Below are 23,969 nucleotides of genomic sequence, written 5' to 3'. Positions count from 1 at the left end.
CTTCAATTCAAGGACCGGTGATGCAGGACGCACTGACGATCGGCGAGCTGTCCGTCCGCTCCGGCGTCGCGCCGTCGGCGCTGCGCTACTACGAGCGGCTCGGTCTGATCCGCGCCGACCGCACCGGCGGGAACCAACGTCGCTACGCCCGCGCCGAACTGCGGCGGGTCGCCTTCATCCGGATCTCCCAGCAGGTCGGTGTCTCGCTTGACGAGATCCGCGAGGCGCTGGAATCGCTGCCCGGGGGCCGTACCCCCAGCCCGCAGGACTGGGAACGACTCTCCGCGAGCTGGCGCGGCCGGCTGGACGAGAGGATCCGGCTGCTCACCAAACTCCGCGACGACCTGGACGGCTGCATCGGCTGCGGCTGCCTGTCCCTGCAACGCTGCACCCTCTACAACCCGGGGGACGCGCTGGCCGGCGAGGGCCCCGGCGCACGCCTCATGCTGCCCCGCCAGGCGTCACCCGACGGTGAGTAGCACCTTGCCGACGTGGTCGCTCGACTCGACAAGCCGATGCGCCTGCGCCGCCTCGGCAATCGGCAGCCGCCGGTCCACCACCGGGCGGACCACGCCGGCCTCGACCAACGGCCACACCTCATCGCGTACGCCCCGGACGACAGCCGCCTTCTCCGCCAGCGGCCGGGCCCGTAGTGACGTCGCCGAGACGCTTGCCCGCTTGGTCAGCAGCGCGCCGAGATCCAGCTCGGCCTTGCGACCACCCTGCATCCCGATCACCACGAGCCGGCCGCCGGTCGCCAGCGCGGCGACGTTCCGGCCCAGGTAGGACGCGCCCACGATGTCGAGGATGACGTCCGCGCCGTGACCGTCGGTGGCCTTGCGGACCTCCTCGACGAAGTCCTGCTCCCGGTAGTCGATCGTGTGCGCCGCGCCCAGCTCGCGCAGGCGGGGGTGCTTGGCCGTGCGGGCCGTCGCCAGGACCGTGGCGCCGAGAGCCGCCCCGAACTGGATCGCGAACGTGCCGATCCCACTGCCACCACCGTGCACCAGCAGCGTGTCACCCGAGCCGAGCCGACCCACCCCCACCACGTTCGACCAGACCGTGCAGGCCACCTCCGGCAGCGCCGCGGCGTCGACCAGGTCGACGCCGGACGGCACCGGCAGCAACTGCCCGGCGGGCACGGCGACGCGCTCGGCGTACCCGCCGCCGGCCAGCAGCGCGCAGACCTCCTGGCCGACGGACCACCCGGTCACCTCCGGGCCGATCACGTCGATCACCCCGGAGCACTCCAACCCGAGGTACGTGGGCGCACCCGGAGGCGGCGGATAGTGCCCCTGCCGTTGCAGCAGGTCGGCGCGGTTGACCCCGCTGGCCCGCACCCTGACGATCACCTCGCCCGGACGGGGCTCCGGGTCGGGGACCTCGGCCCAGGCCAGCGCGTCGGGTCCACCGGGCTGCGGAACGGTGATGGCTCGCATGGGCTCAGTCTTACCCGATGCGCCAGTGGGCCGCAGGGAGCACCCCGCTGCCCGCCCGTCGAGACTCGGCCCCGGGTTCCTTGAAACCGGGGTATCCATGGCGGTCCGATGCCCCGGTTTCATGGAATCCGAGTCGATCACGCCGCTGGACGCTGCGGCGCGCGTCTCGATTCCCGTCGGGTGACGGCGATCCGCGCCACAGTGGACGCTGCGGCCACCGCCTGGCCGGCGCATTCGGGGAGGGACGCCGAGCCGACCGGCGGGTGTCGTGGCAGACTGTTCACGGCCGTACACCCGCGGGTGGCGGTCCGGGAGGGTTCGCCTAGTGGCCGATGGCGCTGGTCTTGAAAACCGGTAAGGCAGCGATGTCTTCGTGGGTTCGAATCCCACACCCTCCGCAGCGCGCCCCGCGAGAAGCACCCTGATCGGGGCGAGCGCTGGTTGCGGACGGGCCGTCGATGGCCGATCCGCCGTCGTGTCGTCGAAGGACCGGTCCGCGTAGGAAGTCCGGCAGCGGCAGCCTCACGGCGCTGTGCCAGCGCGGCGCTGCCCTTGGCGTCTCGAGTGCGGTCGGGCGGCAACGACGCGCATTCGAATCCCAAGCCCTGCGCATAACCGTCTGTCGCGCTCTCTATTTCCGCGCTACTCCACCGCAGGTGTCAATACCCCAGGGGCAAGCCCGTCAATCCCAGTGACACCACTCGACAGATTCGTTGCGATGCTGAATACTGCTCGGGTAGTAGGGGCGGTTACATGCCATCACGGGAGGACTACTATGCAGCGATTTTCGCGTGCGCTGATCGTGGCCGCGGCCTTTGTGGTCGTGGCCACCGGCGTCCCCACCACAGCTTCCGCAGCAGCCAGATCGGTAGCCGTTGGCACCGAGTCGGCTGGTGCGGCGGCTTCCTCGAACTCCGATACGGGCGGTGTTCTCGTAACCACGCCCCCGGCGCCCACTGACATGGCAATCGCCGCGTCGCCCACGATCTCGCCGTCCGTCCGCACGTCGACTGTGCTGCCGGGCGGCACCTACACCTGCTCCTACGGCTACTTCTGTGCGCAGGTCTGGGCCGGTGCCGTGTGGAAGATCTTCTACCTCTACGATTGCAAGATCTACGACGTCTACAACTGGACGGGTACGGGCTACTGGCGTAACAACCAGTCCAGCGGTGCCCCTAACCCGTACCTCCTCGGCTCCGAAGGCATCCCGATCCGGGTCCTCGCAAAGAGCCCGTCCACTGGTTCTGCCGACTGGAACCCTGTCTACTCCGTTTCGCCCTGCTACTGATCTGAACAAGGCAGGGGCGCGAATTCTGCCGAAGGTGGAATCGTCAATTCGCGCCCCTGCCCATAATGGCGCATCCGACAATTATCCCCGCAGGTGGAAGCGGATAGGTGGCGATTCCCCGGTAGGTGTGAATCCCACCCCCTTGCTTCCGTGAACAGCGGAGCGTCCCGGCTTCGCAGCAGGTGACCCTGTCGCTGGACGGACGGCCCAGCCGCCCGGCCATCGGGCATGTCCGGCGTCGTTGACCGCTTGGAACGTCACTGTCTCCGGTGAGCCAGAGTCCCCTGACTGTGCGCGGCGCGATCGACTCCCGGTAACCGCGGCGTCACTCCGGCGGCTCGGTGGCCCGTCGGTTGTCCCGGATGGTCTCCGTGGCCAGGCGGTCGATGGCGCGTCGGCGCTCCTCAGCGAGCTTCCGCTCGTCGGGTCGGCGAAATGCGGTGATCACGGCGACCAGGAAGTCGCGCCAGATGCGTGCCAAGAAGTCCCCCTGCGCCACGGTGCCGGTCGATAACGATAGCGGCGGGCAGTTCGTCCCCCGGCACCCCGGTACTTCCCGAGTCCGGCCGACCCGGAGGGGGTAAGAAGGGCGGAGGAATCTTGCGAACACCCGGAAGGACGCGTCCCGATGACCCTCGAACGACCGATCGCCCCGGACCCGTACGAGCTGCTGCCGACCGTGCCCTCGTTCACTCTGACGAGTGACGACGTGCAGAACGGCGAGCCGATGGACGCCCGGCACGCCCACGGCAGCACCGGTGGTGAGAACGTCTCCCCGCAGCTGACCTGGTCGGACTTCCCCGCCGAGACCAAGAGCTTCACCGTGACCTGCTACGACCCCGACGCCCCGACCGGCAGCGGCTTCTGGCACTGGGTGCTGGTGAACGTCCCGGTCGGCGTCACGCAGCTGCCCAGCGGCGCGGGCGGCGCGGCGGGCTCCGACCTCGGCGGTGCCTTCTCGGTCCGCAACGACTACGGCGAGCAGGGGTACGGCGGGACGGCGCCGCCGCCCGGTGACCGCCCGCACCGCTACGTCTTCGCGGTGCACGCCCTGGACGTCGACCGCCTGGACCTCACCCCGGACGCGAGCCCGGCGTACGTCGGCTTCAACCTGACCTTCCACACCCTGGCGCGAGCGGTGATCCGCCCGACGTACCAGATCAAGGAGTAACCCCGACGGCTGATCCACCCCGGGTCGGTGACCTGGAGGCGTCCAGGCGTCTGGATGCCCCCAGGTCGGCGACCCGGAGTGGATCATGTCGTGCAGCACCGTGCGGTGGGCTGGGACTGGTCAGGCGGGGACGCGGGCCACCGCGAAGACGGACTGGCCGAACGGCGGTCGGACGACCTGCTCGGCGGCCTTCGTGGCGGGGAGGACGACTGTGTCGTACACCTTGACCATCGGCCCCTCCTTCGGCATCAGCCGGAAGACCTTGGTGGCCATGAAGTAGCCGATCAACCCGAGCGCGTTCGCGTAGTGGATCTTTTCCACCGTGAGGCCGGCCTCGGTCATCGCGGTACCGAGCGTCTTCTTCGTGTACCGGCGGACGTGGCCGGTGGCGATGTCCGCCGGGCTCATCGCGAACTGGAACGCCGGCACGATGATGATCACCGCGCCGCCGGGGCGGACCAGGTCGCGCATGCTGCGCAGCGCGCCCACGTGGTCCTCGATGTGCTCCAGGACGTTGTACGACACGGCGGCGCTGTAGTCCCCCCGGTCGTTGTGCGGCAGCAGCATCTGTCGGACGTCGATGCCCGGCTGCTCGGCGAGGCGCTCCTTGAGCTGCACAAGCCGGTCGGGGTCGGCCTCCGTGGCGGTGAACCGGGGCAGCCGCTGTGACCATTCCAGCGCGTAGTCACCGAGGCCGCTGCCGATCTCGATGGGGTCGTCACCGAGGTACGGCACCGCCAGCTCGACGAACCAGCGGCGGTGGTTGACGGCCGTCGCCAGGCCCTCCAGAACCTCGGACTGGACGCGCTGATCCCCAGTGATTTCTGCCATGCGTCGATTCCTCACGATATGAACTCGACCCGTGCCTGGACCGACAGAGTGAATCATCCGCTTGGATGGCAGAAGAATCGGGGGAGCGGTTGGCCGAATTGCGGTCGGGGGGTGGGCACGTGATCGGCGGTCGGCGAACCCGGCACATAGTACGGCAGTACCCCGAAACATGTCACGGCACCGTCATAGCCTGACTACCCTATGAATTGTCATGACTACTCCCGAACCGGACGCGCCCGGCGACGGCCCGGCCACCGCGTCGCCGGTGGAGGAGGCCGGCGGCGGCGATCGGTTGCGCCGTAACGGGAAGCGGACCGACCTGGCCGCCGTACTGAGCTTCGTGGTGCTCGGCTTCTGGATCACCGGGCGCCTCTGGTGGGACCCGGGCAGCGGAGTACGGGACAACCGCTCGGACCAGTCGCAGTTCGAATGGATGATGGCGCACGGTGCACGAGTGGTCACGCATTTCGCTTACCCGTTCCATTCGGATCAGATGAACGTGCCCGAGGGCGTCAACCTTATGGCAAATACGTCCGTATTATCCATTTCGCTGCCCATGACGCCAATCACCCTGCTGTTCGGTCCGCGTGCGGCATTCCTGCTCTTCCTCACCCTCGGAATGATCGCCACCGCCACGGCCTGGTACTTCCTGCTCTCCCGCGTCCTGGTCCTGGCCCGAGGGCCGGCCTGGCTGGGCGCGGGCTTCTGCGCGTTCGCGCCGGCCATGGTGTCGCACGCCAACGGGCACCCGAACATCGTGTCGCAGTTCGTCGTCCCGTTGATCATCTGGCGTACGCTGCGGCTCGCCGACGCCGGCCGTTGGCTGCGCAACGGGCTGCTACTCGCACTGGTGATCGTCTGGCAGGCGTTTCTCAACCTGGAAATCCTGCTGATGACCGCGATCGGGCTCGGCGTGATCGTCGGCGCGCTGGCTCTCGCCCGCCCCGCCCTGCGGCCACGGGCCCGGTCCTTCCTCGCCGGGCTGGCCGTCGCCGCCGTTGTCGCGGGCCTGCTGCTGGCGTACCCGCTGTATGTGCAGTTCTTCGGACCCGGCGCCTACTCCGGGCTGTCCAGCCTGATCCGCGGCTACTCAAGCGACCTGGCCTCGTTCGTCGCGTACTCCCGGGAGTCGCTGGCCGGCAGTCCGCGAACCGCCGCCGGGCTGGCCAAGAACCCGACCGAGGAGAACAGCTTCTTCGGTTGGTCGCTGCTCGTGCTTGTGGTCGCCCTGGTCTGGTGGTTGCGGCGGTCGGCGGTGGTGCTCGCGCTGGCCGGGCTCGGGCTGCTCTTCGCGGTGCTCTCCCTCGGGCGGGAGATCCGCTTCGCCGGTCACGGCACCGGCGTGCCCGGGCCCTGGGCCGCGCTGGAGAACCTGCCGATCCTGCACTCGGTGGTGCCCACCCGGTGGGCGCTGGCGATCACCCCGATCGTCGGGGTGCTGCTCGCCTACGGCGCCGAGCACGCCCGCGAACTGGGTCGTACGCGCCCGGCCGCCCGGCCGCAGATCCGCTTCGCCACCGCGACCGTGCTGACGATGGCCCTACTGCCGATCCTGCCCACCCCGCTGCCAGTGGTCCAACTGGACCCGGTCCCCACCTTCGTGACAGGTGGGGCGTGGCGGCCGTACGTGGCCGGTGGGCGCAGTGTGGTGACGTTGCCGCTGCCGGACACCACCTACGCGGAGCCGCTGCGCTGGTCCGCCGCGACCCGGCTGGACATGCCGCTGGCCCGCGGGTACTTCCTCGGACCGGACACCCGCCCGAGCGCGGAGCCGCCGAAGGTAGCGCTGTTCACCGCGCCGCCCCGGCCGACCAGCAGCTTCTTCGCCACCATCCGGCGGACCGGCGCGGTGCCGCCGATCACCCCGCAGAGCCGGGTCAAGGCCGTCGACGATCTGCGCTACTGGCGGGCCGGCGTGGTGATCCTCGGGCCGCACGAGCACGAGATGGAACTGCGCCGCGGCATGACCGAGCTGACCGGGATCCAGCCGGCCTTCACCGGCGGGGTGTGGGTGTGGGACGTCCGGCCGCTTACCGACTGAGCGGGCTGCGCCCGGAACGGACGCGCGGGCTCGGCCCTAGCGGACGCAGCAGCCCTGGCAGACCTTCGGGCTGGGCAGCGTGAAGGCCAGGCAGCAGGTGCGCCGCTGCACGCTCGGCTCACCGGTCGGACCGGGCACCAGCTCGATCAGGTCCGCCAGGTCGAGCGCGCCGAGCACGGTGTCGATGCTCTCCACCGTCGAGCCGGGCAGCGCGTCCGTGGCCCGCAGGATGCCGTGCGCGATGCCGGAGGCGACCGAGCCGAGCAGCGTACGGGTGCCGACCCGCACCTCCGCCTGGATCGCCGCGATCAGCGGTGCCAGGTGGGCGTCGAGCAGGGAGGCACGCAGCTCGGCCAGCAGCTCCGCTTCGCCGGCGACCACGCGCACCTCCGGCAGGCCGGAGAGCGCCAGCGGGTCGCTCGGCAGCACCGCCACGGTGGTGCCACGGCGCAGGCCCAGCGTGAGCAGGGGCCTGTGGTCCTCGAAGTGGATCAGCACGTCGGAGGGGTCGAGCAGCGGCACCCGGCGGGCCGAGGCCCAGCCGAGCACGACCGGCAGCGCCGTCCAGTAGCTGTACGACTTCCAGGCCAGCGCGGCGCAGGCGTGCGGGGTGCCACCCCAGCGGACGCTTGCCGCGCGCAGCAGCTCCGGCAGGCGGGTGCCGTCGATCAGGGTGGTGGCGGGCGCCCAGCCGAACTCGTCGTCGACAAGCAGGCCCCGGGCGAGACCGGGAAGGTCGTCGGTGCCGAACATGGCCCGCAGCGCCGCGGTGACGGGGGCGAGCGGCGTGGCGGTCACGTCCCGCCTCGGCATCACCGCTGTCACCGTGTCATCCCCCGTCCGCGTGACCGGGGGGACATGCCCCCCGGCGGACGACAAGCGCCGTCCTGAGCTAAGGCTAGCCTAACCACGCCTGTCGGCCTAAGGGAAGCCTTGCCTCGGTCGGATCGGGAGGTCCGGGTCACTCCGGCTCCCCGCGGGAGCAGCGCTCCGCGCCCCGCCGTATCTACCCGCGCCCGGCCTCCGAAAACGCCGACGCAGGATCGATCATCATCGGTGGATTGTCAAGCGTTGTGTCGACAAGGTGGCAGATGCGTGTGCGCTTCGCCACGGAACGTGAAACTAATACTCCCGGCCACGAGGAAGCCGATGACGACGTCACCCCTCGAACGGGCTGCCGACTCCTTCGCGGCCGAGCTTGCCCGCCACCGTGCCGGGCGGGGCCTGTCCAAGAAGCAACTGGCCATCCTGATGGGGTTCGACCCGTCCTACGTCAGCCACGTCGAGGGGCGGCGACACCGCCCGACCGAGGACTTCGCCCGCCGCGCCGAGGCCGTTCTGGAGGCCAGCGGCGCGATCTGGCAGCGCTTCCGGGAGTACGACGACCTCCGGCACGCCCGCTCCGGCCATCCGCACCGCGAACCCCCGCTGCCCGGCCAGTGGCTGCCCCCCGGCACCGGCCTCGTCGTGGAACGGGAACTGGCCACCCTCACCCATGCCGACGACGCGTACCGGTGCGTCATCCACCGCGAGCTCTACAACGCCGGCACCGAACCCGTCACCCGCTACCTCGTCCGCGTCGCCGTGGACCGCTACCCGAACGACCCCGGCCGCTCCAACCGGCACCACCGGGAACACCCGCTCACCTTCGCCGAGCTGCAGTTACAGGCCCGCCGCGACGACGGCGGCGGCGACCCGGAGCCGATGCACTGGCGGGCAAAACACGACCGGGACGCGTTCAAGGAGATCTGGCTGCTCTTCGAGAACGGTGACAGGCGTTTCCCGCTCTACCCCGGCGACCGGGCCATCATCGAGTACGCGTACAGCGTCGGGCACGAGAAGTGGGGCCCCTGGTTCCAGCGTGCCGTCCGGCTGCCCACCCGGCACCTCGCCGTACGCCTGGACCTGCCGGCGGCCCTCGACCCGCAGGTCTGGGGCGTGGAAACCTCGCTCTCCGCGGAGGAGGGCCCGCTGCGGACGGCGCCGCAGCGCCACGACGAGGGCGACCGGGCGATCTACGACTGGCAGACCGACGCCCCGCCGCTCAACGCCCGCTACCGGATGCAGTGGCGCTTCCGTGCTCGACCGGACACCGACCCGGACGCCGGCACCGGCGCCGCCCGGGTCCGCCCCAGCGACCGGATGCGCGGGATCGGCATCGTCCAGCGCGGCGCCGACCTCCTCCGTCAGCGGGTCCGGCAGTTCGACCTGCCCGGCGAGGAACAGGTGGCCCGGGACGTCGTGGACCGGCTCACCATGGCGCTGTCCCGGCTCGACGATCTGCACCCGTTCAGCAAGGGAGTGGGAATCGCCGCACCGCAGCTCGGCATCGGCCGTGCCGCCGCCGTGGTCCGACCCCCCGACCGGTCGGCGGAACCGGTCGTCCTGCTCAACCCCCGGGTGGTCGACGCCGACCCGGAGACCGACGAGCAGTACGAGGGGTGCCTCTCCTTCTTCGACCACCGGGGTCTGGTGCCCCGACCGCTGCGACTCGACGTGGAACACGCCCAGTGGGACGGCAGCCGGATCATCACCTCGTTCGAGTTCGGCATGGCCCGGCTCGTCGCGCACGAGATCGACCACCTGGAGGGGCGGCTCTACGTCGACCGGATGGCGCCCGGCGTGCCGCTGGTGCCGGTGGAGGAATACCGGGAGACGGGGCAACCCTGGCGCTACTGAGCAAGGGGGACCGGGGCGCGTGCCCCAGGGGGCAGGGGCACGCGCCCCGGTGTGGGGGGAGGAACGTCTAGATGTCGCCGAACGTGTCGTAGCGGATGTTCGGCGGGGGCACCTCGTCCGCGGCGAGCACCCGCAGCGTCGACCGGACCATCTGCGCCGACCCGGAGACGTAGCAGTCGTGCGTCGTCCACGGGCCGTACCGGGCCACCACGTCCGGGATGTCGCCCAACTCGCCGTCGAAGTCGGGGTCGTCGCTGCACGCCGCGGTGACCGACAACCACGGGTGTGCGCCCACCAGCTCCCGCAGGCCGGCCAGCCCGTACAGGTCCGTCGCGTGCCGGGCGCCGTAGAAGACGTGCACCCATCGCGTCCGGTTGTAGCTGGCCAACTCCTCCACCAGCGCCTTGACCGGTGCCAGCCCGACGCCGCCGGCCACGCAGAGGATGTCCCGCTCGGAGGACCGGTCCAGGGTCATCGACCCCATCGGCGCCGCCAGGCGCAGCAGGTGCCCGGGTCGCACCCGGCGGACCAGCGCCCCGGACACCCACCCCGCGCCGGGGCTGCGTACGTGGAACTCCAGCACGTTGTCGTCGTTCGGGACGTTCGCCACCGAGTAGTTCCGCCACACCCGCGGGTGGAAGCGGGGCAGCTCCAGACTGACGTACTGGCCCGCACGCCACGGCAGCGGATGTTGCAGGGCCCGGCAGGTAAGCACGGCGATGTCCGGGCCGTGCCGCTCGTGGGTCAGCACCTCGGCGTGCCAGAACGGCGGGTTGTCGTCATCGGTCGCCCCGGCCATCATCTTCGCCGCGATCGCCGCGTACGCGTCCCGCCACGCCTGGTCGTACTCCAGGTTCCAACCATCGCCGGCGATGCTGCGCAACGCGTCCAGCAGGGCCACCCCCACCGTCGCGTAGTGCTTGTCGGCCACCTGGTACTTGCGGTGATCTCGGCCCAGCCCCCGGAGGAACTCGTCGAAGCTCTCCGGGTCGTCCAGGGTGTGGATCGCCGTGATGATCGCTTCCAGCAGGCGATCACCCTGGCCGGTCATCTGCACCGGAAAGAGCTGCCGCAGGGCGGGGTCGAGCAGGAACAGCCGAGCGTAGAAGTGACCACTCAGCCGCTCCCGGTCCTCCTCGACCAGGGTCCAGCTCTCCTTCAGCAACCGTGCGACGTTGTCCACCGGTGCTCCTTCTCCAGACGGCAGCGGATCGGGCGCTCATAGAATCTCCACGGAGCGTGCTCACTGGTCGCACAGAATGTGCGATCGGTTCACGCAGGCCGATCGGCCGTGCCCGTGGTGCCGTCCGTCGGGCAGAGTGGTGCGGTGACCGTTGAGCTGACCCGCCAGGTGTCCCGCCGGCTGCTGGGGACCGAGACGTTGCTGGTTCTCGGCCTCTCCCTCGGCCAGTCCGCGGTCTACGCGGTGGTCTCGATCATCGCGAAGCTGACCGCCGAGGGCCCGCTCTCCAAGCAGACCGCCTCGCTCAACACCTCCGCGTCGGCCCGCCCCTGGCTGGACCTGACGTACCAGCTCCTCGGCATCGTCTTCGCGCTGCTACCCGTGCTGCTCGCCGTACACCTGCTCAGCCGCGACCCCGGCGACCCGGCGCGGACCCTCGGCCTGGACGCGCGGCGACCCGGTCAGGACCTGGCCCGGGGTGCCGGCCTGGCCGCGCTCATCGGCCTGCCCGGCCTGGCGCTGTTCTGGGCGGCGGCGCAGCTCGGCATCAACGCCACGCTCGTGCCGGCCGCACTGCCGTCGGTCTGGTGGGCGGTTCCGGTGCTGATCCTCTCCGCCGTGCAGAACGCCGTGCTGGAGGAGGTGATCGTGGTCGGCTACCTGGTCACCCGGCTGCGCCAGCTCCAGTGGCGGCTCGCCGCGATCATCGCGGCCAGCGCGCTGCTCCGCGGGAGCTACCACCTCTACCAGGGCTTCGGCGCGTTCGTCGGCAACGCGATCATGGGCGTCGTGTTCAGCCTCTTCTACCTGCGGACCCGGCGGGTGCTGCCGCTGGTCATCGCGCACACAGTGCTCGACGTGGTCGCCTTCGTCGGCTACGCGCTGCTGCCCCGCGACTGGTTCACCTGGCTCTGACCGGTCAGCGCCGGCCCGGCCGGTAGGCGGCCACCGCACGTGCGGCCAACCGATCGGCAGCCGCCGCGTCACCCAACGTGGCGGCGACAACCGCAGCGCCCGGCAACAGGCGGGACGCCAACCGCAACGCCACCCAGCCGCCCGCCTGGGCGGTGAGCGGCGCCGCCAGCCGCCACGCGGCCTCCGCCGCCCTCGGCCACGTCCCCTCGACCGGATCGCCCGCCTCCCGCGCACCGGCCAACGCCTCCCGCGCGCTCGCCGCGTCCGGATGCACCTGGGTCAACACCAACAGTTCCGCGACCCGGTCGGAATGCGCCGGATCCCGGCCGTACGCCGCCGCCAGGTGCAGCACCAGGTTCGACTGGGTCCAGAGCACCGACACCAGCTCCGCCAGCGGCGCGAAGAGCCCAGCCAGAGCTGCCGCCGCCCCTCCCGCGCCCGCCGCCCGCACGTACCGCCGGGTCGCCAGCCGCGCCAGGCCGTCCGCCGGCGCGTCCGGATACCGGGCCCGCAGCCGCTCGGCCCACTCGGCGGCGCCCGGACCGAGCGCCCGGACCGCCTCCAGCGCCAGCAACTCCGGTGCGAAGCCCGGGTGGTCGCGCAGGCGGGCGACCACCGCCCGCACATCCGATTCCGGTGTACGCCCCAAAGCCGGCACCTGGTCGTCCGCTGCTGTGGCCAGCGCGGTCGACGGCTGCGGCGTCGACGTGGCTTCCGTGGGGGTGGCGTTCTGGCGCGGGGCCGCGGCGCGCTTGGTGGCCGGGGCGGCCTTCCTGGCTCGGGAGACCTTCCTGGCCGGGGTGATCTCGTTGGCCGGGGCGGCTTCGCTGGCCGGGGTGATCTCGTTGCTCGGGGTGGCTTCCCCGGCGGGGGTGGCCTCGTTGCTCGGGGTGGCTGCTCTGGCTGGGGTGATCCCGTTGGCCGGGGCCGCTGCTCTGGCGGGCGTGGCCTCGTTGGCCGGGGCGGTCTGCCTGGCTGAGGTCGCCCGCTGGGTGGGGGTGGCTTTCTTGGCGGGGAGGGCCTTCTTCGCGGGGAGGGCCTTCTTGCGGGGAGTGGCCGTCCTGCCGGGGGTAGCCCGCTTGCCCGGCTGGTCCATCCCCGCTGCCGGGGTGCCGCCGGAGGGGTTGGCCTGGTCCGTGGCTGGGGCGGTCTCCGGCGGACTGGCCTGGTCCGTGGCTGGGGCGGTCTCCGGCGGACTGGCCTGGTCTTTGGCCGGAGTGTTCATCGGCGGGCTGGCCTGGTCGAGGGCTGGGACGATCTCCAGCGGGTCGGCCTGGTCGTTGGCCGGAGTGATCTCCGGCGGGCCAGCCTGGTCCGCAGGTGGGGCGTCGATTGGCGGGCTCGCCTGGTTGGCGGCGGATGGGACGCTGGATGCGGGAGACGAGCGGCGCGGCTGCCGGGGCAGGGGACGCTCCGGGTCCGGTGGCTGGAACAGCACGGCCGGGGCAGCCTTGGCCCGTCGAGGACGCGGGCTCACCGGAGCGGCTGCCGGCGGTGCTGCCGTCTCGTCGGGCTGCTCGGCGGCGGTCGGCGGCGTGAAGGTGGGCCGCGGAGAGCGTCGACGCGCTCTTTCAGCAGGCTCTCGACGGGTCGGCTCGCTCGGCGGCTGCTCCTGCATATCGATGGAGCGTAGTCCCGATCACGCCGCCGCACAGCGTCGAAACACGGGGGTCGGCAGCCGCGGTGGGCGTACCTCGGAAGTCGTTTTGCTCCCGGTGGGTGGCGACCTGTATCCTCGGGCGCGGTGGTCTGCGGGCCACCAGGGAGACTTCGCCTAGTCTGGTCTATGGCGCCGCACTGCTAATGCGGTTGGGGTCTTAAAGCCCCTCCCGGGTTCGAATCCCGGAGTCTCCGCGCGAAAGCCGGATGTGTACACTGGCTGAGCACGAGCGCCCGTAGCTCAATGGATAGAGCATCTGACTACGGATCAGAAGGTTAGGGGTTCGAGTCCCTTCGGGCGCACAGCAGTTGAGCAGGAAAAACGCCCCTCCAATCATCGATGAAAGTCGACTGGAGGGGCGTTTTTGTGCCACTTGGGTGGCACGCTGGACCCTCGATGTTGGCTCACCGTGACGCAGAGTGAAGCGGCCACATATCCGATGAGGTTGCGCCGCCTGCTTCGACGCCCCTACCCCTTGCTCGTCCTTGCCACCGGGTTTGACCACCTGGGATCGCCAAGCAGGGCGACGGTCCGGGATGGTCAGGGGGCCGGCGTGCCCGAGTGGTCATCTGGCAGCGAGGCTAGATTGGAAGATCAGCGTGGGTCCGCCGTGGTCCAGGAGTTCGCAGGCGTCGGTCGTCTGAAGCTCCCTTGCCCTACGAGAAACGCTTGAGCAGGCGCTCCACGAAGTCAGGCCCCTTGGTGGTTCGGTCGTGCGATATCCCCAGCAGGTGCTCGACGAAGTCAGGCCCCTTGGCGATCTTGTCGAGCGAGTTCCCCGTGCGGCGTTCGTGTACAGCAAACTCGCCGCGAAGGAAGGCCAAGGTCGCCGGTAGGTCCGCGTCTGCCAGCGGGGTGCCAGCCGAGGCCAAGCGGCTGAGCTGCTTCGGAGACCGTACGGGCTGGCCCACGAGCTTCGCCGTTGCAACCATTGCCAAATGGAAGCGGTAGTTATTGCGCTCAGGCACGCTGACGCCGGCAGTCTCCGACGCCAGGAAGGCGTCGATCTCCTTTTGAGCCTGGGCGACCCAGAGATAGATCTCCACCGGGATGTCCTTGGAGAATATCCGCTTGTACTCTTCGTCACGCTTCAGCAGGCTAGAAGGTCGGGCACGGGAGTTGTCGGGGCGGCTCAGCCCCATAGCCATAACAGCCTGCGCAAGCAGGGAGATGCTCACGATCCGTTCGGCGCTGCGGCCGCTGTTGCGGTAGAAATTCTTCCGGCGGTCGTAGTACCAGTCGTGTCCGAGGAAGTACGCCTCAATGTCGCGCTGGATGTTGTCGGTGGCCCGCAGCGAGGCGGCCGGAACCGACGTTTGGCGGTTGGTGGCGCGGATGACGAGATCCCGGGTAGCCAGGTCGTCGCCCGTCACCAGGATGCGGACTAGCACTGAGCGGTCGAGGGCAGGATGGCTTTCAGATGCGGTACGCAAGAAATTGAAGATGGTGTGCGAGGACTGCAGCCCATTGACTACCTGGACATCGTCTAGAGAATAGGTCTTGCCGACTGCGGTTGCCTTGGAGCAGACGATAGTCACTCCGTTGTTGAGCCACCAAAATTCGGGGCCTTCGGGGTCTTCCAGCGAGGCCCGGATTTCTCGGTTTACCTCAACGTCGCCTTGATAGTCCCGGACGTTCCAGTCGAAGATGTGCCGCCGGAGTTGACCGTCCTCGTCCTTAAGGAAGATCATGTAATCGCGGAGCTTCACCAGAGCGACGTGGCTGTTGCCGCTGGTCGCGTTTTCCTGGTAGGTCAGCTCGGTCGTGTATGACGCGACGGTGTTCGCCCGTCGCCATAGCTCGGCCGCCCCGAGGAACTCGACGTGGCCCTTCGCGCCGGATATGACGCTAGCGAGTTGGGTCTCCAGGTCGCGCGCTTTGATCTCGACCTTGGTGTTGATCGAGTTTTGGCCGTTGGCCCGACCACGGGTCGCATAGACGAAATGGATTTCCACCTGGGGATGCCGCGTGGCTAGGGCCCGGAGAGCCTTTCGGAAGAATCCGGTCCGCGAGACGGTGCCTGAGGAGTAGAGCTTGAGGAGATCATCTTCGTTCTCTGCGAGGCTCAGTAACCGCGCGAGCGCAGCTGCAGCCTTGTCGATGGCCGTCTCGGTGAATGAGGTCTCCCGCTTGGCCTGTACCAACCAGAGTTGCAGCTTGACGCCCCGTGGCAGCTTGCTCGACGAGAATCCGGCCTGCAGCACATCGCTGTCCTCGGAGAGAAGCATTCCATCGACGAATACGTAGATCGCGTCGATGGCGCCGTCGTTGCTGCCGCCGATGACTCCCTCGGCGACTTCCTCTGCGGATAGTTGCCGGGTTGCGAGCGCCTGTTCCGCTGCGAATAGTTCGAAGGCTTCATCGTCGCGGATCGGGACGGATCGTTCGGCCTGCCGCTGGACCAGAACTTGATCGAGCAGCACCTGTTCGTTGTCGGCCACGCACGAAGTGTAGGGGAAGCCTCTCGTCCCCGCGATCCTGAGAGGACATCTGTCCTCTGCCTGCTATCCGACCGATTGGTGGAGATCGCAACCCAACCCGAGAGGACTGTTGCGCTCTCCGGGCAGAGAGTGTGCCGGCCGATCGTCGGGGCGTGCGACCGACAGTACTTCGACACGAGTCAGGCGTGCCACTTGAGTGGCACCTTGCAGGAGTGAAGCGTGTTCGGCCGTCACGTTCCGTTTACGCTGCTACATATCAAATCAGGCCAAACGCACATACATGCAGGTCGCGGCAACTCCTTTGCGTTGACTACGGATCAGAAGGTTAGGGGTTCGAGTCCCTTCGGGCGCACAGCAGTTATCAGGGAAATGCCCCTTCGTCGATCGACGGAGGGGCATTTTGTCGCGCGCCCTCGGGCGCGCGACCCCGACCCGTTCCCCTGGGAGCGGGCCGCCGCCCGGGGGCGCCACGTCAACCGGACCCTGACTGCGGACGGCGGCGTGGGCGAGCCGTCTTCGGACCGGCTCGCCCACGCTTTCGGTTCGTCAGGGGGTCACCCGGGTAGCCGGGCTGTCGCCCGGCAGGCCCGACATGTCGGCCTCGACCGGCGGCACCGGGGTGGTTCCGAGGACGCTGCCGTCCGTGGAGTACGCGGTGAGGGTGGCCGGCTGGTGCGGCGGTATCCGGGTGGTGCCGGCTTTCGACGCGTCGAGGGTGACCGTGGTCGGGGGTGCGCCGTCAACCGTGACCGTGACGCGGGCCGCGTCTGGCGGGGCGATCACCCGCACCTGGTCCGTCGGCGTGCGGGTGCCGTTGTCGGCCCTGATCCGCCAGCCGACTGGTCGCTCGTCGGCGCCCTCGGCCGGCAGCAGCAGGCGCAGGTCGACGGACCAGCCGGTTCGGTCGTCACCGTGCATGACGTACGCGATCACCCCGCCGCCGGCAGGCTGCACGGTGAGCAGCGTGGCGGCCTGACCGTGCCCGCTGCCCGACCAGCGCACCCGTACCATCGTCCCGGCAGCCGGGAGGCGACTGTTGAGGAGCGCCGATTCGATGAAGTTGCGCAGGTTGGCGTCATCCGGCGGCGTACCTCGGGCACCCCGTCGGGCGGCGGTGAGCAGGACGTCCATCTCCGTCGGGACGATCGCGGCGTACGGGCCGCCGCCCAGACCGCCCTGGTAGAGCACGTGGCCGCCACGGCTGACCCGGACGACGGGTTCGTTCCGAAGCGGCGCGGTGGGCAGGACGGCGAACCCGACCCCGCTGCCGTCCGCCCTGGCGAGATCCTGGTACTCCAGGGTTCCCCTCGGCGTGTACCGAGGGTCGCCACTGATTGTCACGGTCGATTCGGCCGGCCCGACGACGACCGCGAATCCGCCCCGGTCGGGATCGGCCTGCATCAGGGTCATCACCGGGTCGCCGACGCCCTCGCTGTGGCCGGCGTAGCGCATCTGTTTGGCGCCCGCCCCGGCCGGACCCACGTACCAGACCAGGGTCTCCTTCGTCAGTAGGCCGAACCGCAGCGGCACCGCGACAAGCGCGACTCGGTGGCCCGGCTGGTCACTGCCGTAGACCAAACGAATTCGGTCGCGATCGCCGACCTTCCAGCCGCTCAACGGGTTGCCGGCGCTCACCGGCGGATCGGTGCTGATCCGCGCCCGCAGCGTGTCCAGCCAGGCCTGATCCCCGGCCAGCGCCCCCCGCGGTGGCGCGTCGAGCAGCGCCGCCGGGGCGGCGGCGACCGCGATGCCAGGTGCCCACCCGGGCAGGGGCACCACGTTGGTCTGGACCCCGACGAGCGCGACCCCGACCGCAGCGGCCACCGCCGTCCGGATCAGCCGCGTCCGCTGGTGCCGTCGCTCGCGGCGGGCGAACCCTGGCCACGGGTCCTGAGGTACGTCGAGGCCGTGAGCGGCCTGCCACAGCGCGGGACTGAGCGTCGAATCAGCGAAGCTCTCGGTCATGCCAGTTCCTCCTCGAGCCGTACCGGGGTCTGAGGGGCGGGTGGGGCGAACTCGACCCGCAGCCGGGCCAGCCCGCGCGACGCCTGGCTCTTCACCGAGCCGATGGAGCAGCCGAGAACCTTGGCGGTGTCCGCCTCGCTGAGATCCTCGAAGTAGCGCAGCACCAGAACCGCCTGGGTCCTGGGTGGCAACCGCCGCAGCGCGGTGAGGAGCAGTTGCCGCTCCTCCACCTGCGCGTACGCGTCCGGCGTCTGCGCGCTGTCGGAGGTCAGCAGCGGCACCTCCAGCGGCCGCCGCCGACGCCGCCAGGAGATCGCGGTGTTCACCATCACCCGGCGTACGTAGACCTCGGGTGCGTCCCTCCGCAGTACCCGCCCCCAGCGCCGATGGGTCTTCTCCAACGCCGACTGCGCCAGGTCCTCAGCTGTCCCCCGGTCGCCGGTCAGCAGGTAGGCCGTTCGGAGCAACGGCCCCCACTGTCGTTGTACGAACAGCCGAAACTGTTCGTCGTCCTCGTGCCGACTCACGCCACCTCCAGATCACATCCGCCTCGCGATCACGAGCGGACGCAGAGACAGACGCGACCGGAGGCGTCCGGGGTTGAGTGGGAAACCGTGCGTGAGGGTCCGTCACCGGCTCAAGTTTCCGGTGATCGACTTTGATCACGACGAGTGCGACAGCTGGAGTACGCCGGCTCGGCAGCTTCTCTGAGCAGTTCTCGCTGCAGCTGAGCCGCACCTGCCGAACGGCTGACGCTCGGGCGGCGGCGGGCTCCGGTCGCACCGGGACCCGCCGCCACCAGTCTGTTCCGGCCTGCGCAGGCTGGCGAGTAGGCGTCCCTGCGCCCGCGAGAGGATCAGATGCCAGCAGGTTCGTGCTGCCGACGTCATCGTCTCCTCCGCGTCAGAGTGGGTGCGCCACACACGGTCGACGACACCTACGTCGATCTCGGTGTCGCGATGCTCGAACCGTAAGGCCATTACCTCCTCCGTCTTCTCTGCCGAGGTCCCTCCCGAGGCTAGCGACGTCGACAGTCCTCTGGCTTTCCGAGCCCACCCCGATCTCGGCTCTGGCGAGCGCGCCGACCAGTGTGCGCGAGATGCCAAAGCTCCCCGCTGCCTGAAATGTCCGACTAGGTTACTGGTGGTGCTCCGCTTCAGGTGGTGAGCCGTAAGGAGCTTGATCGAGATGCGGGAAGTGGACGAGGAGTTGCTGGTCGGCCTCGCAGAAATCGCAGCCACGCTTTTCGGGACGTTTCTCGTTGGCGTGTTCTTCTATCTCGACTCAGGGCAGCGCCGCGCTCGTCAGTCCGGGGCCGACCGATACGTACGATCGGGGGTGCGGGGCGTGTTCCTGCTGACCGGTCTGCCGCTCGTCGTGCCACTCGTACTCGCCGGTCTTGATCCGATCTGGGGTGCGCTGGCGTTCGTCGTGCTCAGCGCCCTGCTGGTCGCTGCGTCGGCCGACTCCACCTTTCGAATCCTACGGAATCGCAGCTCGCGCCTGTCGATCGTGCTGGCCGCAAATGAGGCCGTGACGAGCCTGGCTGTGCTCTTTATCATCGCAACACCCTGGGTTCTCGGCGGATGGATCCCGCCGCCATCCGCGTTCGTTCCTTCGTTGGTGCTATCGCTCGGTGGCGGATTTCTCAGCACAGTTGCGCTCGTCATGACTCTTTTTGATCCACCACCAAGCGAGTTCGTTTCCGACAGGTGACCTGGTCACCTTCGGACGTCGGCAGGATTACCTGCGCCGAGGCGCGCGCGGTGGTGAGCTTGGGCAACGCAAACAGGCGGCTCGGTCGCAGCGGACGTGGGCCACCAGCCGCCTGGCCGATGAGGGCGGACGAGGCGGGTCCCTACGATAACGTGATGGACCCTGCGCAAGGGACTCCGGCGATGCGGTACCGCCTCCTCGGGCCGGTGGAGGTGCGGTCACCAGGCGGGGCGCCGCTGGCCCTTGGCACGCCGATGCGGGTGCGCCTGCTGGCCACCCTGATGGCGCGGCCGGGCACCCCATGGTCCATCGACCAGCTCGTCGACGAGCTGTGGCAGGGACGCCCGCCGAAGACGGCGGCCGGCAACGTGAAGACCTACATCTGGGCCCTGCGCCGGGTGTTGCACTCCGCAGGCGGCCCCGACCCGGCCATCCGCGCCGGGACCACCGGCTACCGTCTCGTCCTCGGCGCACAGGCATTGGACAGCGCTGCCTTCGACGACCTCACCCAGCGGGGGTACGACGCGCTGCGCCAGGACCGCTGCTCCGATGCCCTGCGGGCGTTCGAGGCGGCGCTGACGCTGTGGCGTGGGGAGCCTTTCGCGGGCCTGCCCGGCTGCGGGGTGCTGCTCTCCGTCCGGACGCGGCTCCAGGAGCAGCGGGCGAGTCTGCTGGAGGAGGTCGCCGACCTCCAGCTGCGGATCGGACGGCACAACGAGCTGATCGAGCCGCTCCGGACGCAGATCGACGGGGACCCACTCCGCGAACGTCCGTGGGGGCAGCTCATGGTGGCCCTGGCCCGGGCCGGCCGGCGCGCCGACGCGCTGACGACGTACCGCAAGCTCCATCGGCTGCTCGCCGACGAGGTGGGGGTCGAGCCCGGTCCCGATCTCCAACACCTGCACACCCGCATCCTGCGGGCCGACCACGAGCTGTTGACGTCCGGGACGCCGCCGGCGGAGAAACCCACGCCGCGGGTCGTCCCCCGACAGTTGCCTGCCCTGCCGACGCTGTTCACCGGCCGGAGCCGCGAGCTGGCTCACCTCACGACGCTGCTGCTCGGCGACGCGGGGCCGGCCGGCACGGTGGTCGTCACCGGCACCGGCGGCGTCGGGAAGACCTGGCTGGCTCTGCGCTGGGCGCACGACAACCTGCGCCACTTCCCCGACGGGCAACTCCACGTCGACCTGGGCGGTTTCGGCAGCTCGGCGCAGGAGGCGTCACCGTCGGCAGTAGTCGTCCGCTCATTCCTGCCCGCCCTGGGCGTCAAGCCACTGGAGATCCCCGCCGAACCGGCGGCCCAGTTCGCCCTGTTCCGCAGCCTGACCGCTGACCGGGAGCTGCTCGTCCTGCTCGACAACGCGCGCGACGCCGAACAGGTGCGGCCGCTGCTTCCCGGGTCGGCCCGCTGTGCCGTGCTCGTGACGAGTCGCCACACACTGCCCGGGCTGGTCGCCGCCGACGGCGCGCATCCGGTCGCACTCGACCTGCCCAGCACGGCCGAAGCACGCCAACTGCTCGTACGCCGGTTGGGTACGCAGCGGGCCGCCACCCAGCCTGCGGCGGTGGACGAGCTGATCAGCCGTACCGCACGGTTGCCCCTCGCCCTGTCCATCGTGGCCGCGCGCGCCGCAGCCCGGCCCACGTTTCCGCTCCAGGCCATCGCGGACGACCTGGCGGCGAGTCGGGGCGGGCTCGCCGCCCTGGTCACCGACGACGCCGCCACCGACCTCCGTACCGTGCTCTCCTGGTCGTACCGCCTGCTCAGTCCGGCCGCGGCCCGGCTGTTCCGGCAGCTCAGCCTGCACCCGGCGGCGGACATCAGCGCGGCGGCGGCGGCCAGCCTCGCGGGCGTACCGCCACGCCTGATCCGGCCGGCGCTCGACGAGTTGACCCGGGCGAACCTGCTGGCCGAGCAGTCGCCTGATCGCTTCCACTGTCACGATCTCCTCCGCGCCTACGGTGCGGAGTTGACCGACGCCCACGACTCGGCGGCCGACCGTGAAGCCACCCGGAAACGCGTGCTCGACCACTACCTGCGTGTCGCGCGTGACGCGGCGAGGCTTGTCGACGCCGGTTGGCAGCCGGTTGATCCGCTGCCCGTTTCCCCCGACGCGTTCTCCCTGGCGTTCGCCGATCACCGGGCCGCGCTGGCCTGGTTCGGCAGCGAACAGCGGGTACTGCTGGCCACCGTCGACGACGCGGCCGCCCACGGCTTCGACGGGCACGCCGGGCAGCTCGCCCAGGCCCTCAGCCCCCTGCTCAGCCGGCTCTCGCAGTGGCACGACCTGGCCGCCGTACAGGCCACCGCGGTCACTGTCGCGCAACGCCGCGATCATCCACTGGTCGAGGCGCTGGCGCACCGGGACCTCGCGTTGGCACACATCCAACTCCGCCGGTTCCGTGCGGCCCACCATCACCTTCGGCGCTCCATGACGCGGTACGACCAGGTCGGCGACCGCCCGGGCCAGGCCAGCGCACATCTGCACCTCGCCTGGCTGTTCGACACCGAGGGCGACCCCCGCTCGGCCCTGCCACACGCCAGGCAGGCGCTGACGCTTGCCAGCAGCATCGACGACCGGCGCGGCATGGCGGCGGCGCTCAACGGGCTCGGCTGGGGCCATGCTCGACTGGACGAGTACGAACGCGCCATCGCCTACTGTGAGCGGGCGCTCGTGCTCTACGAGGAGGCCGAGGATCGGCTGGGCACGGCCCACACCTGGGACAGTCTCGGCCTCGCCCACCACGGCCGCGGGGCGCATCCGACCGCGGCCGACTGTTACCGGCGCGCTCTCGCGCTCTATGCCGAGGTCGAGGATCCGTGCGGGAGGGCGGACACGCTCGTCCGCCTCGGCGACACCCATCAGGCGGTGGGCGAGCACGACACCTCGGTCGACCTGTGGCGACAGGCGTTGGCGATCCTCGATCGGATCGGTCATCCGCAGGCCGTGGTGCTGTCCGAGCGGCTGGCGGCGTACCGCTGAATGCCCTGCGTCGACCGCCCCCGGCCCGGCATGGATCCGACGTGGACCGGGCGTCGGCAGGCTTGGCGAATGCTGACCACGAAGAGAACCACCTCCTGGCATCCCCGCGGGGTTGACCGTCGACGCCGACGGCTTCTCCGTACCCTCTGGGCCGTCGTCGCGGTCCTCGTCGCCCTGTCGCTCACCGCCCCGCCGGCGCTCGCGGGCACCACCCCGGCGGCGGCCGGCGGCAACGGGTCGGCCGTCGGCGACGCCAGTCGCGGTGGGAACGGCCGCATCGACTGGCAGGCGTGCCCGGAGCGGCCCGACGATCCGGGTACGCGGTGTGGCACCCTGCGCCTGCCGGTGGACTGGGCCCGGCCGGGAGGAGAAACGTTCCCACTGGCCCTGGCCCGGCGTACCGCCACCGACCCGGCCGCCCGCATCGGCGTCCTGGTCTTCAACCCCGGCGGCCCCGGCCTGTCCGGGGTGGACACGGTGCTGACGGCCACCAGCCAGCTCGGGCCGGATGTGCTGCGTCGCTTCGACCTCGTCGGCTTCGATCCTCGGGGCACCGTCCGTAGCGCACCGGTGCGCTGCTCGTCGGCGTTGCTGGCCCGGCACCCCTCCCTGACGCCCACGAGCGCGGCGGAGTTCGAGGGACTCCGCACCTACAACCGCCAGTTGCGCGACGACTGCCGCGCTCACAGCGGCCCGCTGTTCGACCACATCGACAGTGCGAGTGTCGCGCGCGACACCGACGCCATCCGGACGGCGCTCGGCGAGCGGCAACTCAGCTTCTACCAGTGGTCCTACGGCACCCTGATCGGGCAGTCCTACGCCGAAATGTTCCCCGACCGCGTCCGCGCACTGGCCATGGACAGCGTGATGGACCACAGCCAGGGGGTTGGGAAGGTCTTCCGCAGCGGCGCGGCAAGTAACGAGGCCCTGTTCCACGAATTCGTGACCTGGTGCGCGCGGACCCCGAGCTGCGCGCTGCACGGACGCGACGTACCGGCGCTGTTCGACCGGCTGATGCGCCGCGCCGACGCCGGTACGCTCGTCGACGCGTCCACCGGCGCGACGCTGACCTGGTTCGAGCTGGGGTTCGCGACCTTCGTGAACTTCTTCGACGCGACCTGGGCCGACCTCGCGACAATGCTTCTCGCGCTGGAGCGGGGGGAGGCTGCCTCACTCGCGTCCCCGATGGTGCCGGTCGACACCAGCCAGGCCCTGACCGAGTACGCGCTACAGGCGTTCTGCCAGGACTGGTCGCTGCCTGTCGACGGGTTCGCCGACTGGAAGCGGTATCTCGAACTGTCCCGCGCCGCGGCGCCCCACCTGCGGGCCTCCCCAGTGGCCGTCCGGTTCGCCGCCATCTGCCTGGGCTGGACGGCCGTCAACCCGCAACATCGGCTGCGGGTGGAGACCAGAGCCCCGCTCCTGGTGCTCAACGGACGGTACGACCCGGCCACCCCGTACGACGGGGCCCTGCGGGTGGTGGGCCAGCTCGGCGGGCGGGGCGCGCTCGTCACCTACGAGGGTTCGGGCCACGCCAGCTACCCGCGGACTGCGTGCACCCGGACCTACGTCGAGCGGTACCTCATCGAGAGAGCCGTACCGCCGGCCGGCGCGAGCTGCCCAGCCGCCCCGGCCTGACGGCGCGGCTCGGACCGG

The 23,969-nt window shown here is 70.2% G+C and carries 18 protein-coding genes and 3 tRNA genes; 12 read left to right on the top strand and 9 right to left on the bottom strand.

The window, feature by feature from the left end; genetic code table 11:
* Nucleotides 1–20: 20 nt before the first annotated feature.
* The gene (gene soxR, locus OOJ91_RS20570) at nucleotides 21–479 is read left to right on the top strand and encodes a redox-sensitive transcriptional activator SoxR (protein ID WP_266247232.1); all 459 of its coding nucleotides are present in this window, start codon (nucleotides 21–23) and stop codon (nucleotides 477–479) included.
* Here the strand turns inward: soxR and OOJ91_RS20565 are convergent.
* Nucleotides 462–1,439, bottom strand: coding sequence for an NAD(P)H-quinone oxidoreductase (locus OOJ91_RS20565; protein ID WP_266247231.1), 978 nt, complete (start codon nucleotides 1,437–1,439; stop codon nucleotides 462–464). The genes soxR and OOJ91_RS20565 overlap by 18 nt on opposite strands.
* Nucleotides 1,440–1,750: 311 nt before the next feature.
* Here OOJ91_RS20565 and OOJ91_RS20560 point away from each other — a divergent pair.
* A tRNA-Ser gene (locus OOJ91_RS20560) sits at nucleotides 1,751–1,837 on the top strand.
* A 377-nt stretch (nucleotides 1,838–2,214) separates the two neighbouring features.
* Entirely contained in the window at nucleotides 2,215–2,727 is a 513-nt protein-coding gene (locus OOJ91_RS20555) for a hypothetical protein (RefSeq protein WP_266247230.1), read from the top strand.
* Nucleotides 2,728–3,052: 325 nt separating this feature from the next.
* Here the strand turns inward: OOJ91_RS20555 and OOJ91_RS20550 are convergent, their stop codons facing one another.
* The gene (locus tag OOJ91_RS20550) at nucleotides 3,053–3,208 is read right to left on the bottom strand and encodes a hypothetical protein (RefSeq protein ID WP_266247228.1); all 156 of its coding nucleotides are present in this window, start codon (nucleotides 3,206–3,208) and stop codon (nucleotides 3,053–3,055) included.
* A 147-nt stretch (nucleotides 3,209–3,355) separates the two neighbouring features.
* Here OOJ91_RS20550 and OOJ91_RS20545 point away from each other — a divergent pair, with 147 nt between their 5' ends.
* Entirely contained in the window at nucleotides 3,356–3,898 is a 543-nt protein-coding gene (locus OOJ91_RS20545; RefSeq protein ID WP_266247226.1) for a YbhB/YbcL family Raf kinase inhibitor-like protein, read from the top strand.
* Nucleotides 3,899–4,018: 120 nt separating this feature from the next.
* Here OOJ91_RS20545 and OOJ91_RS20540 read toward each other — a convergent pair whose 3' ends face one another.
* On the bottom strand, nucleotides 4,019–4,729 hold the full coding sequence (locus OOJ91_RS20540) for a class I SAM-dependent methyltransferase (protein WP_266247222.1): 711 nt from the start codon (nucleotides 4,727–4,729) through the stop codon (nucleotides 4,019–4,021).
* A gap of 211 nt (nucleotides 4,730–4,940) precedes the next feature.
* Between OOJ91_RS20540 and OOJ91_RS20535 the strand changes: the two genes are divergently transcribed.
* Nucleotides 4,941–6,770, top strand: a complete 1,830-nt coding sequence (locus OOJ91_RS20535; protein ID WP_266247220.1) for a hypothetical protein — start codon at nucleotides 4,941–4,943, stop codon at nucleotides 6,768–6,770.
* Nucleotides 6,771–6,806: 36 nt separating this feature from the next.
* Here the strand turns inward: OOJ91_RS20535 and OOJ91_RS20530 are convergent, their stop codons facing one another.
* Nucleotides 6,807–7,583 carry an IucA/IucC family C-terminal-domain containing protein gene (locus tag OOJ91_RS20530; RefSeq protein ID WP_266249779.1) on the bottom strand — a complete coding sequence of 259 codons (777 nt, stop codon included), beginning with the start codon at nucleotides 7,581–7,583 and terminating at the stop codon, nucleotides 6,807–6,809.
* 336 nt (nucleotides 7,584–7,919) lie between these two features.
* Between OOJ91_RS20530 and OOJ91_RS20525 the strand changes: the two genes are divergently transcribed.
* Nucleotides 7,920–9,449, top strand: coding sequence for a peptide deformylase (locus OOJ91_RS20525; protein ID WP_266247218.1), 1,530 nt, complete (start codon nucleotides 7,920–7,922; stop codon nucleotides 9,447–9,449).
* 67 nt (nucleotides 9,450–9,516) lie between these two features.
* Here the strand turns inward: OOJ91_RS20525 and OOJ91_RS20520 are convergent, their stop codons facing one another.
* On the bottom strand, nucleotides 9,517–10,632 hold the full coding sequence (locus OOJ91_RS20520) for a globin domain-containing protein (protein WP_266247217.1): 1,116 nt from the start codon (nucleotides 10,630–10,632) through the stop codon (nucleotides 9,517–9,519).
* 144 nt (nucleotides 10,633–10,776) lie between these two features.
* On the opposite strand from OOJ91_RS20520, the gene OOJ91_RS20515 reads away from it, so the two are divergent.
* Nucleotides 10,777–11,547: a CPBP family intramembrane glutamic endopeptidase gene (locus OOJ91_RS20515; RefSeq protein WP_266247216.1), complete on the top strand. Its 771-nt coding sequence runs from the start codon at nucleotides 10,777–10,779 to the stop codon at nucleotides 11,545–11,547.
* Nucleotides 11,548–11,551: 4 nt separating this feature from the next.
* Here the strand turns inward: OOJ91_RS20515 and OOJ91_RS20510 are convergent, their stop codons facing one another.
* Complete coding sequence (locus tag OOJ91_RS20510) at nucleotides 11,552–13,024, bottom strand: hypothetical protein (protein ID WP_266247214.1); 1,473 nt, start codon at nucleotides 13,022–13,024, stop codon at nucleotides 11,552–11,554.
* 286 nt (nucleotides 13,025–13,310) lie between these two features.
* On the opposite strand from OOJ91_RS20510, the gene OOJ91_RS20505 reads away from it, so the two are divergent.
* Together OOJ91_RS20505 and OOJ91_RS20500 are read left to right on the top strand one after the other, a co-directional pair.
* Nucleotides 13,311–13,401 (top strand) — tRNA-Ser (locus OOJ91_RS20505).
* Nucleotides 13,402–13,436: 35 nt separating this feature from the next.
* Nucleotides 13,437–13,509, top strand: a tRNA-Arg gene (locus OOJ91_RS20500).
* Nucleotides 13,510–13,863: 354 nt separating this feature from the next.
* Here the strand turns inward: OOJ91_RS20500 and OOJ91_RS20495 are convergent.
* The 3 genes from OOJ91_RS20495 to OOJ91_RS20485 form a co-directional block, all read right to left on the bottom strand.
* Nucleotides 13,864–15,648: an AIPR family protein gene (locus OOJ91_RS20495; RefSeq protein ID WP_266247211.1), complete on the bottom strand. Its 1,785-nt coding sequence runs from the start codon at nucleotides 15,646–15,648 to the stop codon at nucleotides 13,864–13,866.
* 546 nt (nucleotides 15,649–16,194) lie between these two features.
* Complete coding sequence (locus tag OOJ91_RS20490; RefSeq protein ID WP_266247209.1) at nucleotides 16,195–17,613, bottom strand: hypothetical protein; 1,419 nt, start codon at nucleotides 17,611–17,613, stop codon at nucleotides 16,195–16,197.
* Nucleotides 17,610–18,140: a SigE family RNA polymerase sigma factor gene (locus OOJ91_RS20485; RefSeq protein WP_266247207.1), complete on the bottom strand. Its 531-nt coding sequence runs from the start codon at nucleotides 18,138–18,140 to the stop codon at nucleotides 17,610–17,612. The genes OOJ91_RS20490 and OOJ91_RS20485 overlap by 4 nt, the downstream gene beginning before the upstream one ends.
* Before the next feature lie 661 nt (nucleotides 18,141–18,801).
* Between OOJ91_RS20485 and OOJ91_RS20480 the strand changes: the two genes are divergently transcribed.
* The 3 genes from OOJ91_RS20480 (at nucleotide 18,802) to OOJ91_RS20470 (ending at nucleotide 23,951) form a co-directional block, all read left to right on the top strand.
* Nucleotides 18,802–19,329 carry a hypothetical protein gene (locus tag OOJ91_RS20480; protein ID WP_266247206.1) on the top strand — a complete coding sequence of 176 codons (528 nt, stop codon included), beginning with the start codon at nucleotides 18,802–18,804 and terminating at the stop codon, nucleotides 19,327–19,329.
* 155 nt (nucleotides 19,330–19,484) lie between these two features.
* Nucleotides 19,485–22,313, top strand: coding sequence for an AfsR/SARP family transcriptional regulator (locus tag OOJ91_RS20475; protein ID WP_266247205.1), 2,829 nt, complete (start codon nucleotides 19,485–19,487; stop codon nucleotides 22,311–22,313).
* Nucleotides 22,314–22,382: 69 nt separating this feature from the next.
* Nucleotides 22,383–23,951, top strand: coding sequence for an alpha/beta fold hydrolase (locus OOJ91_RS20470; RefSeq protein WP_266247204.1), 1,569 nt, complete (start codon nucleotides 22,383–22,385; stop codon nucleotides 23,949–23,951).
* The last annotated feature ends 18 nt before the right edge of the window (nucleotides 23,952–23,969 follow it).

Source organism: Micromonospora lupini (assembly GCF_026342015.1).
Lineage (GTDB): Bacteria > Actinomycetota > Actinomycetes > Mycobacteriales > Micromonosporaceae > Micromonospora > Micromonospora lupini_B.
The sequence above is the reverse complement of the archived record's forward strand: the minus strand, read 5'-3'. Positions and strand labels throughout refer to the sequence as shown.

Excerpts from the sequence above, each read along its gene's own strand:
- soxR (WP_266247232.1), top strand. The coding sequence starts at position 21 with ATGCAGGACGCACTGACGATCGGCGAGCTGTCCGTCCGCTCCGGCGTC.
- OOJ91_RS20565 (WP_266247231.1), bottom strand. The coding sequence starts at position 1,439 with ATGCGAGCCATCACCGTTCCGCAGCCCGGTGGACCCGACGCGCTGGCC.
- OOJ91_RS20555 (WP_266247230.1), top strand. The coding sequence starts at position 2,215 with ATGCAGCGATTTTCGCGTGCGCTGATCGTGGCCGCGGCCTTTGTGGTC.
- OOJ91_RS20545 (WP_266247226.1), top strand. The coding sequence starts at position 3,356 with ATGACCCTCGAACGACCGATCGCCCCGGACCCGTACGAGCTGCTGCCG.
- OOJ91_RS20540 (WP_266247222.1), bottom strand. The coding sequence starts at position 4,729 with ATGGCAGAAATCACTGGGGATCAGCGCGTCCAGTCCGAGGTTCTGGAG.
- OOJ91_RS20535 (WP_266247220.1), top strand. The coding sequence starts at position 4,941 with ATGACTACTCCCGAACCGGACGCGCCCGGCGACGGCCCGGCCACCGCG.
- OOJ91_RS20530 (WP_266249779.1), bottom strand. The coding sequence starts at position 7,583 with ATGCCGAGGCGGGACGTGACCGCCACGCCGCTCGCCCCCGTCACCGCG.
- OOJ91_RS20525 (WP_266247218.1), top strand. The coding sequence starts at position 7,920 with ATGACGACGTCACCCCTCGAACGGGCTGCCGACTCCTTCGCGGCCGAG.
- OOJ91_RS20490 (WP_266247209.1), bottom strand. The coding sequence starts at position 17,613 with ATGACCGAGAGCTTCGCTGATTCGACGCTCAGTCCCGCGCTGTGGCAG.
- OOJ91_RS20480 (WP_266247206.1), top strand. The coding sequence starts at position 18,802 with ATGCGGGAAGTGGACGAGGAGTTGCTGGTCGGCCTCGCAGAAATCGCA.
- OOJ91_RS20475 (WP_266247205.1), top strand. The coding sequence starts at position 19,485 with ATGGACCCTGCGCAAGGGACTCCGGCGATGCGGTACCGCCTCCTCGGG.
- OOJ91_RS20470 (WP_266247204.1), top strand. The coding sequence starts at position 22,383 with ATGCTGACCACGAAGAGAACCACCTCCTGGCATCCCCGCGGGGTTGAC.